Genomic DNA, 14,489 nt, shown 5'->3' on the forward strand with positions numbered 1-14,489 from the left:
AAGCAAATACAAGAACACAAAAACAACATCAGATCGGAGGGGAGCGTATGGCGTATTCAGGTAAGGTGAATATTCAGCAGGTGATCGATGAGAGTCCCTTTTCAGGGTTTCACTGGCTGCTCATTGTGCTGGGCTTTCTGGTTCTGGCGATCGATGGTTTTGATACGGCGGCGATGGGTTACATCGCGCCTACGCTGTCGGCAGAATGGGGGATACATAAACAGGATCTGGGGCCGGTGCTGAGCGCGGCGCTGCTGGGGCTGTCGCTGGGCGCGCTGATTGCCGGTCCGGTATCGGACCGGATGGGGCGCAAGCGCGTGCTGGTCTTTTCGTGCCTGTTCTTCGGCCTTGCGAGCCTGGGGACGGCCTGGGCGCAAAGTCTGAATACGCTCACGCTGTGGCGCTTTCTGACGGGCCTCGGCCTCGGCGCCGCAATGCCGAACGCCATCACGCTAATCTCCGAGTTTGCCCCCCAGCGCTGTCGCGCCATGGCGATTAATACCATGTACTGCGGCTTCCCTCTCGGTGCGGCGGGCGGCGGCGCGATCTCTTCCTGGCTTATCCCCCATCACGGCTGGCGAAGCGTGCTGCTGACCGGGGCGATTGCGCCGCTGATTTTAACGCTGCTGCTGGCGCTGTTTTTACCGGAGTCCGTGAAGTTTCTGGTGCAGCGCGGGAAAGACGTCATGCAGGTCCGCCGCATCGCCAGCCGGTTCGCCCGCAGCACGCTGGATAGCGTCACGGGCTTCTTCCTGGCGGAGGAGAAAGTCGCCTCTAAAAAAGGGAGCGTGTCGCAGCTCTTTTCCATGCCCTGGCTGCCCGGCACCCTGATGCTGTGGGTGACCTATTTTATGGGGCTGGTGATTTACTACGTCCTGCTTAGCTGGATGCCAACGCTGATGCAGGGGATGGGCTATGCTCTGGCGGAATCCGCCTGGCTCACCTCGCTGTTCACCTTCGGCGGCACCGCAGGCATTCTGCTCGCGGGCTGGATGATGGACCGCTGGGAAGCGCATAAAGTGGTCGCGTGTGGTTTCGTGCTGACAATGGGCCTTATTCTTTTACTGGGTATTGAGCATAACCATATCGCTCTGTTTGGCGGGCTGATTTTCCTGATGGGGATCGCGATGAACGGCGCGCAATCGGGCATGCAAACCCTGGCCGCCACCTTTTACCCTACCGAGTGCCGCGCGACGGGCATCGCCTGGATGCAGGGGATCGGCCGCTTTGGCGGCGTGGCGGGAACCATGACCAGCGCCCAGCTTCTCGCTATGCAGTGGCAGGCAGACAGTATTTTAATGATCCTCAGCGTGCCCGCTCTGGTGGCCGCTGCGGCAACCCTCTACAAAATGCTGTACAGCCGCTCGCAGGAACCCGGCGTCGCGTAGTTCCTCTCTTTTCTGCTATTCTGCCCCCGCAATTAAGGGGGCAGCATGATTAACATCGTTTTATTCGAACCAGAAATTCCGCCAAATACCGGCAATATTATCCGCCTGTGTGCGAACACCGGTTTTCGTCTGCATATCATTGAGCCGATGGGCTTTACGTGGGACGACAAACGCCTGCGTCGCGCAGGGCTGGATTATCATGAATTTACCGCCGTCGTTCGCCATCACGATTACGCCGCGTTTCTGGAAGCCGAGAAGCCGCAGCGCATGTTCGCCCTGACCACCAAAGGCACGCCAGCGCATAGCGCCGTGAGCTATCAGGCAGGTGACTATCTGATGTTTGGCCCGGAAACCCGCGGCCTGCCGGCCACGATCCTGGATGCCCTGCCCGCCGAGCAGAAAATCCGTATTCCGATGATGCCGGACAGCCGCAGCATGAACCTGTCGAACGCGGTGTCGGTGGTGGTGTATGAAGCCTGGCGCCAGCTGGGGTATCCGGGCGCCATTCTCAGAAGTTAAATGCCGTCACCATACTCGAACGTATGGTGAATGCCGTTGAAGTGCTGATCCATGTCCATGGACGGCTTATCGCTGTCTGGTTTACCGACGATGCGCGCCGGTACGCCAGCGGCGGTGGTATGCGGCGGCACGGGCTGGAGCACCACGGAGCCTGCGCCGATCTTCGCGCCGCGCCCGACTTCGATATTGCCGAGGATTTTGGCACCCGCGCCAATCATCACCCCTTCACGGATTTTCGGATGGCGATCGCCGCTGGTTTTACCGGTACCGCCCAGGGTAACCGACTGCAGGATCGAGACGTCATCTTCAATGACCGCCGTTTCCCCGACGACAATCCCGGTGGCGTGGTCGAGCATGATCCCGCGGCCAATCTTTGCCGCCGGGTGAATATCGACCTGGAACGTCACGGAAACCTGGTTTTGCAGGAAGATCGCCAGCGCGCGGCGGCCTTCATTCCACAGCCAGTGGCCGATGCGGTAAGCCTGCAGGGCGTGGAAGCCTTTCAGGTACAGCAGCGGCGTAGAATATTTATCGACCGCCGGGTCACGCGTGCGCACGGCCTGGATATCGCAGGCGGCAGAGGCGATCATTTCCGGGTCTGCGGCGTAAGCCTCTTCCACCACTTCACGAATGGCGATAGCAGGCATGATCGAGGAAGCCAGTTTGTTGGCGAGCATATAGCTCAGCGCGCTGCCGAGATTTTCGTGCTTGAGTAGCGTCGCGTGGTAGAAACTGGCCAGCATAGGCTCGCAGTCGGCCAGCGCCCGGGCTTCGGCTTTAATATTGTTCCAGACGATATCCAGTTCTTCACACGGCATTGCTTACTCCAGACGATAGTTAATGACCAGCCAGTTCTGCGCTGGCTGGGTCATTCAGGTGACAACGGTTCCGACTAGTTACTGCTGCGCTCGTCCTTGCGCGCGCGACCTAATAAGGTCAATGCTGCCTCGCGCGCATTTTTTCCGCAATACAATACCTGATAAATTTCCTCGGTTATTGGCATTTCGACACCGAAACGGTGCGCCAACTCGCGGACTTCTTTGGTATTGCGGTAGCCTTCAACCACCTGACCAATCTTCTCCTGCGCGCCTTTAACATCGCTGCCCTGTCCGAGCATCATGCCAAAGCGGCGGTTACGAGACTGGTTGTCGGTACAGGTCAGCACCAGGTCGCCCAGGCCAGCCATCCCCATAAAGGTGGCAGGATCGGCACCCAGCGCTTCGCCCAGGCGGGACATTTCGGTCAGCCCTCGGGTGATCAGCGCCGTACGCGCATTGGCACCAAAACCAATGCCGTCTGACATTCCGGCACCAATCGCAATCACGTTCTTCACCGCACCGCCCAGCTGCACGCCGATAAAATCGGGGTTGCTGTAGACGCGGAAGCTCTTGCCGCAGTGCAGCAGCTGTTGAAGATCGTCGGAGAAGGCCTGATCGGTGGAGGCCAGCGAAATCGCCGTCGGCAGGCCAGCGGCCAGCTCTTTGGCAAAGGTCGGGCCGGAGATGACCGCCAGCGGGATCTCATCACCCAGCGCTTCACGGGCAACGTCCTGCAGCAGGCGTCCGGTTTCGGCTTCCAGTCCTTTTGTCGCCCAGACAATGCGCGCATCCGGGCGCATCAGCGGCTTAATCTGACGGAGCACGTCGCCAAATACATGGCTCGGAACCACAATCAGAATGTTGCGGCTGGCCGCCAGCGCGGTCGCAAGGTCGCTTTCAAGGTGCAGGGAGTCGGGGAACGGAACGTCCGGAAGAAACGCCACGTTACAACGGTCGCGTTGCAGCGTTGCGATATGTTTTGGGTCGTGGCCCCAGAGAACCACTTCGTGACCATTTCTTGCCAGCGTGATGGCAAGAGCGGTGCCGTATGAGCCGGCACCGATCACAGTCATTGACGCATTAACAGTGCTCATCAGGCATCCTGATGTTGTTCAGCACCTTCGCCAGCTTGCTGCTGCAGATAGTTCATGAACAGCGCATCAAAGTTAACTGGCGCAAGGTTCAGTTGCGGGAATGTACCGCGAGAAACCAGGCTGGTGATGCATTCACGCGCATACGGGAACAGAATGTTCGGGCAGTACGCACCCAGGCAATGCGCCATCTGGTTGCCTTCGATACCGCCGATAGAGAAGATGCCGCCCTGCTGTACTTCACACAGGAATGCAGTTTCTTCACCCAGAGATGCGGTAACGGTCACACGCAGCACGACTTCATACACGTCATCTGCCAGTTGGGTAGATGCGGTATCCAGATCAAGTTTAACCTCTGGCTGCCAATCTTTCTGGAAAACATGTGGCGCATTTGGCGCTTCGAAAGAGACGTCCTTGGTGTAGATACGCTGGATCTGGAAAGTCATCTCGGTGTTGTTTTGTTCTGACATGGAAATACCCTTTTTAATTGTCCTAAAGTCTCTTAGCTCAGCAGCGGATCGAGTCCACCACGGGCGTCGAGCGCATACAAGTCATCACAGCCGCCAATGTGCTGCGCATCAATAAAAATCTGCGGAACCGTCGTGCGACCACTACGTTTGATCATCTCTTCGCGTTTAATCGCGTCACCGTCGATCGGCAGTTCCTGGAACGTGACGCCTTTGCTGTTCAGCAGCGCTTTCGCACGATGACAGAACGGGCACGTCGCTTTGGTATAGATCTCAATATTGGCCATGACTGAACTCCTTATTTACCGCGTACCAAAGGAAGATTTTCCCCGCTCCAGCCGGAAATACCTTCTTTCAGCACCGTTACGTTTTCGAAGCCTGCTTTATGAAGCGCGCTGGCAGATTCCTGTGCCTGCATGCCGGTCGCATCGACAACGATAATCGGCTGGGCTTTGTGTTTCTCAAGCTCACCAACGTTGTTCGCTTTGATTTCAGCTGGCAGCAGGTTGATTGCGCCCGCAATGTGACCTTTGCGGAAATCGTCACGCTGACGCAGATCGACCACGACGGCATCTTCTTTGTTGATCAGACGCGTCGCTTCACCACGGGTGATAACCTTAATTTTAGACGTCAGGCTCTTAAATGTGGTGAACAGCACAGCAGCCAGCAGGCCAATCCACGCGATGCTCAGAACCGGATGGCGGCTAACGAATTGCATAATTTCTTGCATGGAGGGTAACTACTCCCGACTAAGTGATAAAAAAAACCAGGACAGGAGTATACCTGTGCGTTCTGGCAAATACAGCCAGCGACCATAACCTAATCCATTTTCTGCGGCATGCCACCTAAAAAAATGCCTCAAAATGGTCTGGTGAACATCTTGCCCCTGCGCTTTCTTTGATCTTCTGCGGCTATTTGATCGATTCAGCTGTAGTAAAATTACGCAAATTTTGACTCTTGAGCATGAGGTTGTCGCAATGTCGGTTTCTAAAAAACCTATGGTACTGGTGATTCTGGATGGCTATGGCTACCGTGAAGATAGCCAGGATAACGCTATTTTCAACGCCAAAACTCCGGTCATGGATGCCCTGTGGGCGAAACGTCCGCATACGCTGATTGACGCGTCTGGCCTGGAAGTGGGCCTGCCGGACCGCCAGATGGGCAACTCCGAAGTCGGTCACGTAAACCTGGGCGCCGGGCGTATTGTGTATCAGGATCTGACGCGTCTGGACGTTGAAATTAAAGAACGCACCTTCTTCTCCAACCCAACGCTGTCTGGCGCGGTCGATAAAGCCGTTGCCGCTGGCAAGGCCGTACACATCATGGGCCTGCTCTCTGCTGGCGGCGTTCACAGCCACGAAGATCACATCATGGCGATGGTTGAACTGGCCGCCGAGCGCGGTGCAGAAAAAATCTATCTGCACGCCTTCCTGGACGGTCGCGATACGCCACCACGTAGCGCAAAAGGCTCTCTGCAAGCCTTCGAAGAGAAATTCGCCGCGCTGGGTAAAGGCCGCGTAGCGTCCATCATTGGCCGTTACTACGCTATGGACCGCGACAACCGCTGGGATCGCGTTGAACAGGCCTATGACCTGATGACCCTGGCAAAAGGTGAGTTCCAGTTCGCGACCGCCGTTGAGGCGCTGGAAGCGGCCTATGCACGTGATGAAAACGACGAATTCGTGAAAGCGTCCGTGATTCGTGCTGAAGGCCAGGCCGACGCCGCCATGGAAGATGGCGACGCGCTGATCTTCATGAACTTCCGCGCTGACCGCGCGCGTGAAATCACCCGTGCGTTCGTCAACAGCGACTTCGACGGTTTCGCCCGTAAGAAAGTGGTAAACCTCAATTTCATCCAGCTGACTGAATACGCCGCAGACATCAAAGCGCCTTGCGCGTATCCGCCAGCATCTCTGGCAAACACCTTTGGCGAGTGGATGGCGAAGAACGACAAAACGCAGCTGCGTATTTCCGAAACTGAAAAATACGCGCACGTGACCTTCTTCTTTAACGGCGGCGTTGAGGAGCCGTTCAAAGGCGAAGACCGCATTCTGATCAACTCTCCGAAAGTCGCTACCTACGATCTGCAGCCAGAAATGAGCTCTGCAGAATTGACGGAAAAACTGGTTGCGGCCATCAAGAGCGGTAAGTACGACACCATCATCTGTAACTACCCGAACGGCGACATGGTTGGGCATACCGGGGTGATGGAAGCAGCAGTAAAAGCGGTTGAAGCGCTGGACCACTGCGTTGAGCAGGTAGCGAAAGCGGTTGAATCCGTTGGCGGCCAGCTGCTGATCACCGCTGACCACGGTAACGCTGAACAGATGCGCGACCCGGCGACCGGCCAGGCGCACACGGCCCATACCAACCTGCCTGTTCCGCTGATTTATGTGGGTGATAAATCACTGAAAGCAGTGGAAGGCGGCAAGCTTTCTGACATCGCGCCAACCATGCTGTCGCTGATGGGTATGCCGATCCCTGAAGAGATGACTGGTAAGCCGCTGTTCATCGTGGAATAATCGCTCCCCATGAGGGGAAAGGCGATTTTTTCAATCACATGGGTCGTGAAGCCGCTTAGGTTATCAGTCAGACCTCTGTTTTACGCCAGCGCACTCAGCGCTGGCGTATTGCTGTGCGCCGCATCCGCCCACGCGGATGACCGCGACCAGCTAAAATCCATTCAGGCCGATATCGCCGCCAAAGAGCGTGCGGTACGCCAGCAGCAGCAGCAGCGCTCCGCCCTGCTCGCCCAGCTCAAGCAGCAGGAAGAGGCGATCTCCGCCGCCACGCGTAAACTCCGTGAAACACAAAACACCCTCGCCCAGTTGAATAAACAGATCGACGAGATGAACGCGTCGATTGCCAAACTCGAGCGCCAGCGTGACGCGCAGGAGCGTAATCTTGCCGCACAGCTTGATGCCGCATTCCGCCAGGGTGAACATACCGGACTCCAGCTGATCCTCAGCGGCGAAGAGAGCCAGCGCGGCCAGCGCCTGCAGGCCTACTTTGGCTATCTCAACCAGGCGCGTCAGGAGACGATCGCGCAGCTGAAGCAGACGCGCGAAGAGGTCTCCACGCAAAAAGCCGAGCTGGAAGAGAAGCAGAGCCAGCAGCAGACGCTGCTTTACGATCAGCAGGCCCAGCAGGCGAAGCTTGAGCAGGCGCGCAACGAGCGTAAGAAAACCCTTTCCGGCCTTGAATCCTCCATTCAGGAAGGTCAGAGCCAGCTCAGCGAAATGCGCGCCAACGAATCAAAACTGCGTAACAGCATCGCCCGTGCGGAAGCGGCGGCGAAAGCGCGCGCCGAAAAAGAGGCTCGCGAGGCGCAGGCCGTTCGCGATAAGCAGCAGGAAGCGTCCCGCAAAGGAACTACCTACAAACCAAGCGAGAGCGAACGTTCCCTGATGTCGCGTACCGGCGGTTTGGGCTCTCCTCGCGGTCAGGCTTTCTGGCCCGTTCGCGGTTCAATTCTGCATCGCTATGGCGAACAGCTGCAGGGTGAGCTACGTTGGAAAGGGATAGTTATCGGTGCGTCTGAAGGTAGCGAAGTAAAAGCCATTGCCGATGGCCGCGTGATTCTGGCCGACTGGCTGCAGGGTTACGGACTGGTGGTGGTGGTCGAACACGGTAAAGGTGACATGAGCCTTTACGGCTACAACCAGAGCGCGCTGGTCAGCGTCGGCACGCAGGTGCGCGCAGGCCAACCCATCGCCCTTGTGGGCAGCAGTGGCGGTCAGGGCCGCCCGTCACTCTATTTCGAAATTCGTCGCCAGGGTCAGGCGGTCAATCCACAGCCGTGGTTGGGAAGATAAGTTTTGCTTCAATTTCGTCGAATGGTTTTCTCCGTCGTCAGCGTGCTGGCGCTGGCTGCACCAGTATACGCAGGTAAACTCGCTATCGTGATTGATGACTTCGGTTATCGTCCACACTATGAAAATCAGGTGCTGGCGATGCCGTCGGCCATCTCTGTCGCCGTCCTTCCAAATGCGCCCCACGCGCGTGAGATGGCGACCAAAGCCCATAACAGCGGTCATCAGGTGCTGATCCACCTGCCGATGGCCCCGCTCAGCAAGCAGCCGCTGGAAAAAGACACCCTGCGCCCGGACATGAGCAGCGAGGAGATCGAGCGCATCATCCGCGACGCCTACAACAAAGTGCCGTATGCCGTAGGGCTGAACAACCATATGGGCAGCGCGATGACATCAAGCCTGTACGGGATGCTCAAAGTGATGCAGGCGCTGGAGCGTTACAATCTCTACTTCCTCGACAGCATGACCATCGGCAACAGCCAGGCGATGCGTGCCGCTCAGGGAACGGGCGTAAAGGTGATTAAGCGCAAGGTGTTCCTGGATGATACCCAGAACGAAGCCGATATCCGCATGCAGTTTAATCGCGCGGTACAACTGGCCCGCCGCAATGGCTCAGCCATCGCCATCGGTCACCCGCACCCGTCTACCGTTCGCGTCCTGCAGCAGATGCTGCCGACCTTGCCTGCCGATATCACGCTGGTGCGTCCGAGCGATCTGCTGAACGAGCCGCAGGTAGATACCTCTACACCAAATTCTGCGCAGCCCGTCCCAACAGCGCCGCGTAATCCGTTCCGCGGCGTGAAGCGCTGTGTACCGAAGCAACCGCTTGAACCGGTCTATGCGACCCGCTTCTTCTCCGTCATCGGAGACAGCATCAGTAACAGTACCCTGGTGAAATACGTCCAGCAGCAGTGGCAGGGATGGGGTAAGAAAGCCTGACGCTTATTTCGCAATCTGAGAGTCCGTCTGCTCGTTAGCAACGGACTCTTTTTTTTCCTGATGCTGATACCAGGATTTGAAATACTTCAAAAAGCTATAGGCTGTGGCATACAGTCCCGTCGCCACCCCCACTTTGCCCTTACGCCAGGCGCCGCTAAACAGATACCATTTGAAAAAAGCCCCGATGGCGCTGATTACGCCGCGCCCTATAGAGGGCCGTATTTTTTGATGTTGAACCAGACGGGTTGTATAACAATTTAATTTGTTAAAAAGCTCATGCAGCGTGGGAAACGTATCATGTTTTACATAACCCGGAATACGTTCACAACGGAGAAAACCTTCGACCTGATCGTCTACCGGCCTGTTATTAAACCGGGACTGTTTACGATTAAAAAGACGCACAGGATAATCAGGGGATGAAACTGGATAAATCGTCCGGACTTCTTCACCCAGAACAAACCAGTGGCGGCATATTCGCCATGCCATTCCGGGGTCTGGCTCATCGCCTGCTTTTAACGTTAAAACGGCATTAACCGTTTCCTGGTCAAGAATTTCGTCGCTGTCGATGCACAGGACCCAGTCATTGCTGGCTAAGGATATAGCATGGTTCATCTGCTCGCCATGCCAGCTAAATTTTTTATAGACAGGTAGCAGTCCAAAACTTTCACAAATATATCGTGTTTTGTCCGTACTGCCAGAATCGACCACGACAATTTCATCCGCTATTTTCAAAAGAGGCGGGATAACATCGTGCAATAATCTTTCAGAATTAAACGTTAATAAGCAGACCGTTATTTTAAACATTTTCCCACTCTCAATAGCAGCCTAAATTAATATTATTAATACTATATAAATGAGTAGAGACGATTAAAGTCCTGAATCACACTTTTCAAATAAGCACGCTTGAAATTTTGTCTAATTCTCAAGAGCAATAAAATAGAAAAATCTATTTTATTTCAACAGATTCTTTATAATGCAGTCAGATGAAGGGTAGCACACGGATTCAGACATGCCGCACAAAAGTAAAATTCTCCTCCTGGATACGGGTAAAGAATGGGGGGGAGGCACCAACAGTATGCTTGAGCTCCTGAAGCGAATCAATCGCGATAAATTCGATATTACCTGTTGTTTTTACAGTGATTATAGTCGTGCTGAAGGTGAGACGATTGGCCAGGTGCTCAACGGCATCGGCATCCCGCTCATCGTGATCCCTCAACGTCCGCAGCCGGTCTGGGCCAAATTGTTGAAGGAAGCGGGACGTAGCCTGCTGTTTTTCTCACGCAGCGCCCGCAAGGCATTGACGCGTCACGTGGATATCATGTGGCGCATCAGGCCTAACGTCAGCAAAATCGAGACCCTTTTCACGCAGGGCGGTTTCGATACGCTCTATATGAATAACCAGCCGGGCTCAAACGAGGAAGGCTATCTGGCGGCGGCGAACCTGCAGGCGCGGTTGATCCAGCACTGCCGCATTGAGCCCGTTTTGACCCCGCCGCTGGTAAAGCTGGTTAATGCCCATGCCACAAAAATCATCGCCGTCTCGCACGGCGTTGAACGCGTGTTGCTTCAGCATGGCGTCCGGCCCGAACTGTGTACGACGGTCAATAATGCCATCGACATCCACCAGCCTTTACCTGACCGACGCGCAATGCGCCAGCGCCTGAATATTGATGACGACACGTTTGTGTTCGGCAGTATCGGGTCGTTAATCCCTCGCAAAGCCAACCACCACACGCTGGAGGCGCTGGCACAGTTCAGCCAGAAGCATCCCGAGGCGAAATGGAAAATGGTGCTGGTCGGCGAAGGTGCCGAACGCCGCGCTTTAGCGGAACAGGCCCGAACGCTGGGAATTGAAAACCACGTCATCTTCACCGGTTTTCAGAATACCCCATTTAATTACCTCGCTACGTTTGACGCCTTTATTCTGGCCTCAAAAAGCGAAGGGCTGCCGCGCGTGGTGCTGGAAGCGATGCTTCTCAATATCCCCGTTATTGGCTCTCAGGTGACCGGCACGGCGGAATTGATTGATCATGATTCGACAGGGCTGCTCTTCCCCTGGAGCGATGTTTCACAGCTTGCACAGCATCTGGACAATATCTGGGCAGATGCTGACCTGCGGGCTCGGCTGGCTGCGGCTGCATACCAGAACGTCTGTCATACCTATGCCATCGAAAACTATGTCAGCGGTGTCGAAGCCGTGCTTGGCGCGCACTAACCAAACGAGATAACTATGTTTAAATTTCTTAATGCTCGCTATCGTCATATCACCGGGCGACACAACATTCCTTACAGCTCTCTGCCCGTGACGGGCGCGCTTGCTGCGGTGGATTCTATTGTGATTCCGTGTACCGGTGCAGATTTCGTCGAAGAAGCATTACTCTCTGCCACCTTCGCGGAACGTTATGCCACCGGGGTGAGCGAAATCGTCATCGTCAGCGATCAGCCTGAATCTGCCTTTGGGGTACTGCCGCCGAAAACCCGCGTAGTGACGCTAAATCTTCCCGTACGTGAGGAAAGCTACCGCTATAAGCAGATCTACCTCAGCCGTCTGGTGAAGCTTAACGCCCCGCTGCAGGCTCGCGGTGAAGGGGTATTGATGATCGATTCCGATCTCAACCTGCTCAAGATGCCCGAGATCAACATGGCCGATATGCATATCTACTCCAGCTTCCGTCAGGGCAAAATGATTGCCAAGCTGGACGGTGCGCCAGAGGAAAAAGTGCCGGCGTATTACAAGGAGACGGTGCGCCCGTATCTGGTCGATCACGTTAACGGCGCGTTTCTTGCGGCAACCAAAAAAACCTGGCGCCGTATCTGCCCGCTGTGGCTGACGCTGTTCCAGGATACCTGGGAGCTGATGGACGACACGCAGCCGCCGACCGATCAGCTGCCGCTCGCCGCGCTGCTGGACATGCTGGATCTAAAAACAGTTAACCTGGGTGACTGGATGAACTGGCCGGTCTCGAAAAAAATTGGCGGTCAGGAAGCCGTTGTACCGAAAGAGGTGATTGGCGCGCACGGCGGTTTCCCTCTCTCCGAATGGCAGAAGTACCTTGAATCGCCGGATAACAAACTGCTGTTCAAAGGTCAGGACTACACCCGCAAGGTGCGTTACCTGACGGACGAAGAGAAAAAGAATCAGTGAAAAAAGGGGCCTCAGGCCCCTTTTTGATTACTTATCCCAGCTCAGGATCACTTTTCCTGACTGGCCGGAACGCATCGCGTCGAAGCCCTGCTGGAACTCATCGATGGAGAAACGGTGAGTAATAATTGGGGACAGATCCAGACCGGACTGGATCAGCGCCGCCATCTTGTACCAGGTCTCGAACATCTCGCGGCCATAGATGCCCTTGATGAACAGCCCCTTGAAGATGACTTTGTTCCAGTCGATAGACATGTCTGACGGCGGAATACCCAGCATCGCGATACGGCCACCGTGGTTCATGGTGTCGAGCATGGTGCGGAACGCCGGTGGCGCACCGGACATCTCCAGACCCACGTCAAAGCCTTCGGTCATGCCCAGCTCTTCCATCACGTCGGTCAGGCTCTCTTTCGAGACATCCACCGCACGGGTGACGCCCATTTTGCGTGCCAGCGACAGACGGTATTCGTTCACGTCGGTGATCACAACGTTGCGCGCGCCCACGTGCTTCGCCACCGCAGCGGCCATAATGCCGATTGGGCCCGCGCCGGAGACCAGCACGTCTTCACCGACCAGGTCGAAGGAGAGCGCCGTGTGCACCGCGTTGCCGAACGGGTCGAAGATGGAGGCCAGGTCGTCAGAGATATTGTCCGGAATTTTGAACGCGTTAAACGCCGGGATCACCAGGTATTCCGCGAAGCAGCCCGGGCGGTTTACGCCCACGCCAATGGTATTACGGCACAGGTGCGTACGCCCGCCGCGACAGTTACGGCAGTGGCCGCAGGTAATATGGCCTTCACCGGAGACGCGGTCGCCAATTTGGAAGCCTTTCACTTCCTGGCCGATACCCACCACTTCACCGACATATTCGTGACCGACAACCATCGGTACCGGAATGGTTTTCTGCGACCACTGGTCCCAGTTGTAGATGTGAACGTCAGTACCGCAGATGGCGGTTTTACGAATTTTGATCAGCAGATCGTTATGACCGACTTCCGGCTCCGGCACGTCGGTCATCCAAATCCCTTCTTCCGCTTTCAGTTTGGATAACGCTTTCATCACACGTCCTCAGGCAATTACGCCCAGCTGTTTGCCGATGCGGGTAAAGGCTTCCACCGCACGTTCAATTTGTTCAGGCGTATGCGCCGCAGACATCTGGGTGCGGATACGCGCCTGACCTTTTGGCACCACCGGGAAGAAGAACCCGGTGACGTAAATCCCTTCTTTCTGCAGTTCGCGGGCAAATTGCTGCGCGACGACCGCATCGCCCAGCATCACCGGAATGATCGCGTGGTCAGCACCGGCCAGGGTAAACCCTGCGGCGCTCATTTTTTCACGGAACAGACGGGCGTTGGACCACAGGCGGTCGCGCAGCTCAGCGCCGGACTCCACCATCTCCAGCACCTTGATGGAGGCGGCAACAATGGCCGGCGCCAGGGAGTTGGAGAACAGGTACGGGCGAGAGCGCTGGCGCAGCCACTCGACCACCTCTTTACGCGCGGCGGTATAGCCGCCGGACGCGCCGCCGAGCGCTTTGCCCAGCGTACCGGTGATGATATCCACGCGGCCCATCACGTCACAGTATTCGTGGGAACCGCGGCCGTTTTCGCCGACAAAACCGACCGCGTGAGAGTCATCAACCATCACCAGCGCGTCGTATTTATCCGCCAGGTCGCACACGCCCTTCAGGTTGGCGATCACGCCGTCCATGGAGAACACGCCGTCGGTGGCGATCAGCACGTGGCGAGCCCCCGCTTCACGAGCCTCTTTCAGGCGCGCTTCCAGCTCGACCATGTCGTTGTTGGCGTAGCGGAAACGCTTCGCTTTGCACAGGCGTACGCCGTCAATGATGGAGGCGTGGTTCAGGGCGTCGGAGATAATCGCATCTTCTGCGCCAAGCAGGGTCTCAAACAGACCGCCGTTGGCGTCGAAGCAGGAGGAGTACAGAATCGCGTCTTCCATTCCGAGGAAGCTCGCCAGCTTTTGCTCAAGCTGCTTGTGGCTGTCCTGCGTACCGCAGATAAAGCGTACGGAGGCCATGCCGAAACCGTGGGTGTCCATGCCGTTTTTTGCAGCGGCAATCAGCTCAGGGTGATTCGCAAGACCTAAGTAGTTGTTCGCACAAAAGTTGATCACATGGCTGCCGTCGGCAACGGTGATGTCCGCCTGCTGGGCAGACGTGATAATACGCTCTTCCTTGAACAACCCTTCCGCACGTGCGGTGTCGAGGTCGCTGTTTAACTGTTTGTAAAAATCACCACGCATTGCAATTCTCCAGACTCGGCAAATTTCGGGACATATTACCCAAACCTA

Annotated in this window: 15 protein-coding genes; 7 read left to right on the forward strand and 8 right to left on the reverse strand. The window is 56.1% G+C overall.

What is annotated here, in order from left to right; all coding sequences use genetic code 11:
* The first annotated feature begins 47 nt into the window (after positions 1-47).
* Positions 48-1,388, forward strand: coding sequence for an MFS transporter (locus tag AC27FC_RS17110; RefSeq protein ID WP_196355150.1), 1,341 nt, complete (start codon positions 48-50; stop codon positions 1,386-1,388).
* Positions 1,389-1,433: 45 nt separating this feature from the next.
* Entirely contained in the window at positions 1,434-1,907 is a 474-nt protein-coding gene (trmL, locus tag AC27FC_RS17115) for a tRNA (uridine(34)/cytosine(34)/5-carboxymethylaminomethyluridine(34)-2'-O)-methyltransferase TrmL (protein ID WP_048980280.1), read from the forward strand.
* Here trmL and cysE read toward each other — a convergent pair.
* From cysE to AC27FC_RS17140, 5 genes are all read right to left on the reverse strand, one after another.
* Complete coding sequence (gene cysE / locus AC27FC_RS17120; RefSeq protein WP_008502718.1) at positions 1,904-2,725, reverse strand: serine O-acetyltransferase; 822 nt, start codon at positions 2,723-2,725, stop codon at positions 1,904-1,906. The two genes, trmL and cysE, sit on opposite strands and share 4 nt — an antisense overlap.
* Positions 2,726-2,799: 74 nt before the next feature.
* Positions 2,800-3,819 (reverse strand): NAD(P)H-dependent glycerol-3-phosphate dehydrogenase, encoded by a 1,020-nt coding sequence (gene gpsA, locus AC27FC_RS17125; RefSeq protein WP_023309915.1) that lies wholly within the window; start codon positions 3,817-3,819, stop codon positions 2,800-2,802.
* Positions 3,819-4,286, reverse strand: a complete 468-nt coding sequence (secB, locus tag AC27FC_RS17130) for a protein-export chaperone SecB (protein WP_003860835.1) — start codon at positions 4,284-4,286, stop codon at positions 3,819-3,821. The genes gpsA and secB overlap by 1 nt, the downstream gene beginning before the upstream one ends.
* A 32-nt stretch (positions 4,287-4,318) precedes the next feature.
* Positions 4,319-4,570: a glutaredoxin 3 gene (gene grxC / locus AC27FC_RS17135; protein WP_023309914.1), complete on the reverse strand. Its 252-nt coding sequence runs from the start codon at positions 4,568-4,570 to the stop codon at positions 4,319-4,321.
* A gap of 11 nt (positions 4,571-4,581) precedes the next feature.
* The gene (locus AC27FC_RS17140; protein ID WP_023309913.1) at positions 4,582-5,013 is read right to left on the reverse strand and encodes a rhodanese-like domain-containing protein; all 432 of its coding nucleotides are present in this window, start codon (positions 5,011-5,013) and stop codon (positions 4,582-4,584) included.
* A gap of 247 nt (positions 5,014-5,260) precedes the next feature.
* On the opposite strand from AC27FC_RS17140, the gene gpmM reads away from it, so the two are divergent.
* The 3 genes from gpmM to AC27FC_RS17155 are packed head-to-tail and all read left to right on the forward strand — an operon-like array spanning position 5,261 to position 9,034.
* A complete protein-coding gene (gpmM, locus tag AC27FC_RS17145; protein WP_094935087.1) occupies positions 5,261-6,805 on the forward strand; it encodes a 2,3-bisphosphoglycerate-independent phosphoglycerate mutase in 1,545 nt (514 codons plus the stop codon).
* Between the two features lie 33 nt (positions 6,806-6,838).
* Positions 6,839-8,098, forward strand: a complete 1,260-nt coding sequence (gene envC, locus AC27FC_RS17150) for a murein hydrolase activator EnvC (RefSeq protein ID WP_229231479.1) — start codon at positions 6,839-6,841, stop codon at positions 8,096-8,098.
* A 3-nt stretch (positions 8,099-8,101) separates the two neighbouring features.
* Complete coding sequence (locus tag AC27FC_RS17155) at positions 8,102-9,034, forward strand: divergent polysaccharide deacetylase family protein (RefSeq protein WP_094935086.1); 933 nt, start codon at positions 8,102-8,104, stop codon at positions 9,032-9,034.
* Between the two features lie 3 nt (positions 9,035-9,037).
* On the opposite strand, the gene AC27FC_RS17160 is transcribed toward AC27FC_RS17155, so the two are convergent.
* A complete protein-coding gene (locus AC27FC_RS17160; RefSeq protein ID WP_039261118.1) occupies positions 9,038-9,838 on the reverse strand; it encodes a glycosyltransferase family 2 protein in 801 nt (266 codons plus the stop codon).
* 205 nt (positions 9,839-10,043) lie between these two features.
* Here AC27FC_RS17160 and AC27FC_RS17165 point away from each other — a divergent pair, with 205 nt between their 5' ends.
* Positions 10,044-11,249: a glycosyltransferase gene (locus AC27FC_RS17165; RefSeq protein ID WP_094935085.1), complete on the forward strand. Its 1,206-nt coding sequence runs from the start codon at positions 10,044-10,046 to the stop codon at positions 11,247-11,249.
* Positions 11,250-11,264: 15 nt separating this feature from the next.
* Positions 11,265-12,179, forward strand: a complete 915-nt coding sequence (locus tag AC27FC_RS17170; protein ID WP_094935084.1) for a hypothetical protein — start codon at positions 11,265-11,267, stop codon at positions 12,177-12,179.
* Between the two features lie 27 nt (positions 12,180-12,206).
* On the opposite strand, the gene tdh is transcribed toward AC27FC_RS17170, so the two are convergent.
* Together tdh and kbl are read right to left on the reverse strand one after the other, a co-directional pair.
* The gene (tdh, locus tag AC27FC_RS17175; protein WP_023309906.1) at positions 12,207-13,235 is read right to left on the reverse strand and encodes an L-threonine 3-dehydrogenase; all 1,029 of its coding nucleotides are present in this window, start codon (positions 13,233-13,235) and stop codon (positions 12,207-12,209) included.
* Positions 13,236-13,244: 9 nt separating this feature from the next.
* Positions 13,245-14,441, reverse strand: coding sequence for a glycine C-acetyltransferase (gene kbl, locus AC27FC_RS17180; RefSeq protein ID WP_024906617.1), 1,197 nt, complete (start codon positions 14,439-14,441; stop codon positions 13,245-13,247).
* Between the last annotated feature and the right edge of the window lie 48 nt (positions 14,442-14,489).

This window comes from Enterobacter sp. C3_dUdeg, assembly GCF_057536195.1.

Bases quoted from the DNA above. Each gene is read 5' to 3' on its own strand.
- AC27FC_RS17110 (WP_196355150.1), top strand. From the start codon at position 48: ATGGCGTATTCAGGTAAGGTGAATATTCAGCAGGTGATCGATGAGAGT.
- cysE (WP_008502718.1), bottom strand. From the start codon at position 2,725: ATGCCGTGTGAAGAACTGGATATCGTCTGGAACAATATTAAAGCCGAA.
- AC27FC_RS17160 (WP_039261118.1), bottom strand. From the start codon at position 9,838: ATGTTTAAAATAACGGTCTGCTTATTAACGTTTAATTCTGAAAGATTA.
- grxC (WP_023309914.1), bottom strand. From the start codon at position 4,570: ATGGCCAATATTGAGATCTATACCAAAGCGACGTGCCCGTTCTGTCAT.
- AC27FC_RS17165 (WP_094935085.1), top strand. From the start codon at position 10,044: ATGCCGCACAAAAGTAAAATTCTCCTCCTGGATACGGGTAAAGAATGG.
- AC27FC_RS17140 (WP_023309913.1), bottom strand. From the start codon at position 5,013: ATGCAAGAAATTATGCAATTCGTTAGCCGCCATCCGGTTCTGAGCATC.
- gpmM (WP_094935087.1), top strand. From the start codon at position 5,261: ATGTCGGTTTCTAAAAAACCTATGGTACTGGTGATTCTGGATGGCTAT.
- trmL (WP_048980280.1), top strand. From the start codon at position 1,434: ATGATTAACATCGTTTTATTCGAACCAGAAATTCCGCCAAATACCGGC.
- gpsA (WP_023309915.1), bottom strand. From the start codon at position 3,819: ATGAGCACTGTTAATGCGTCAATGACTGTGATCGGTGCCGGCTCATAC.
- secB (WP_003860835.1), bottom strand. From the start codon at position 4,286: ATGTCAGAACAAAACAACACCGAGATGACTTTCCAGATCCAGCGTATC.
- tdh (WP_023309906.1), bottom strand. From the start codon at position 13,235: ATGAAAGCGTTATCCAAACTGAAAGCGGAAGAAGGGATTTGGATGACC.
- kbl (WP_024906617.1), bottom strand. From the start codon at position 14,441: ATGCGTGGTGATTTTTACAAACAGTTAAACAGCGACCTCGACACCGCA.
- AC27FC_RS17170 (WP_094935084.1), top strand. From the start codon at position 11,265: ATGTTTAAATTTCTTAATGCTCGCTATCGTCATATCACCGGGCGACAC.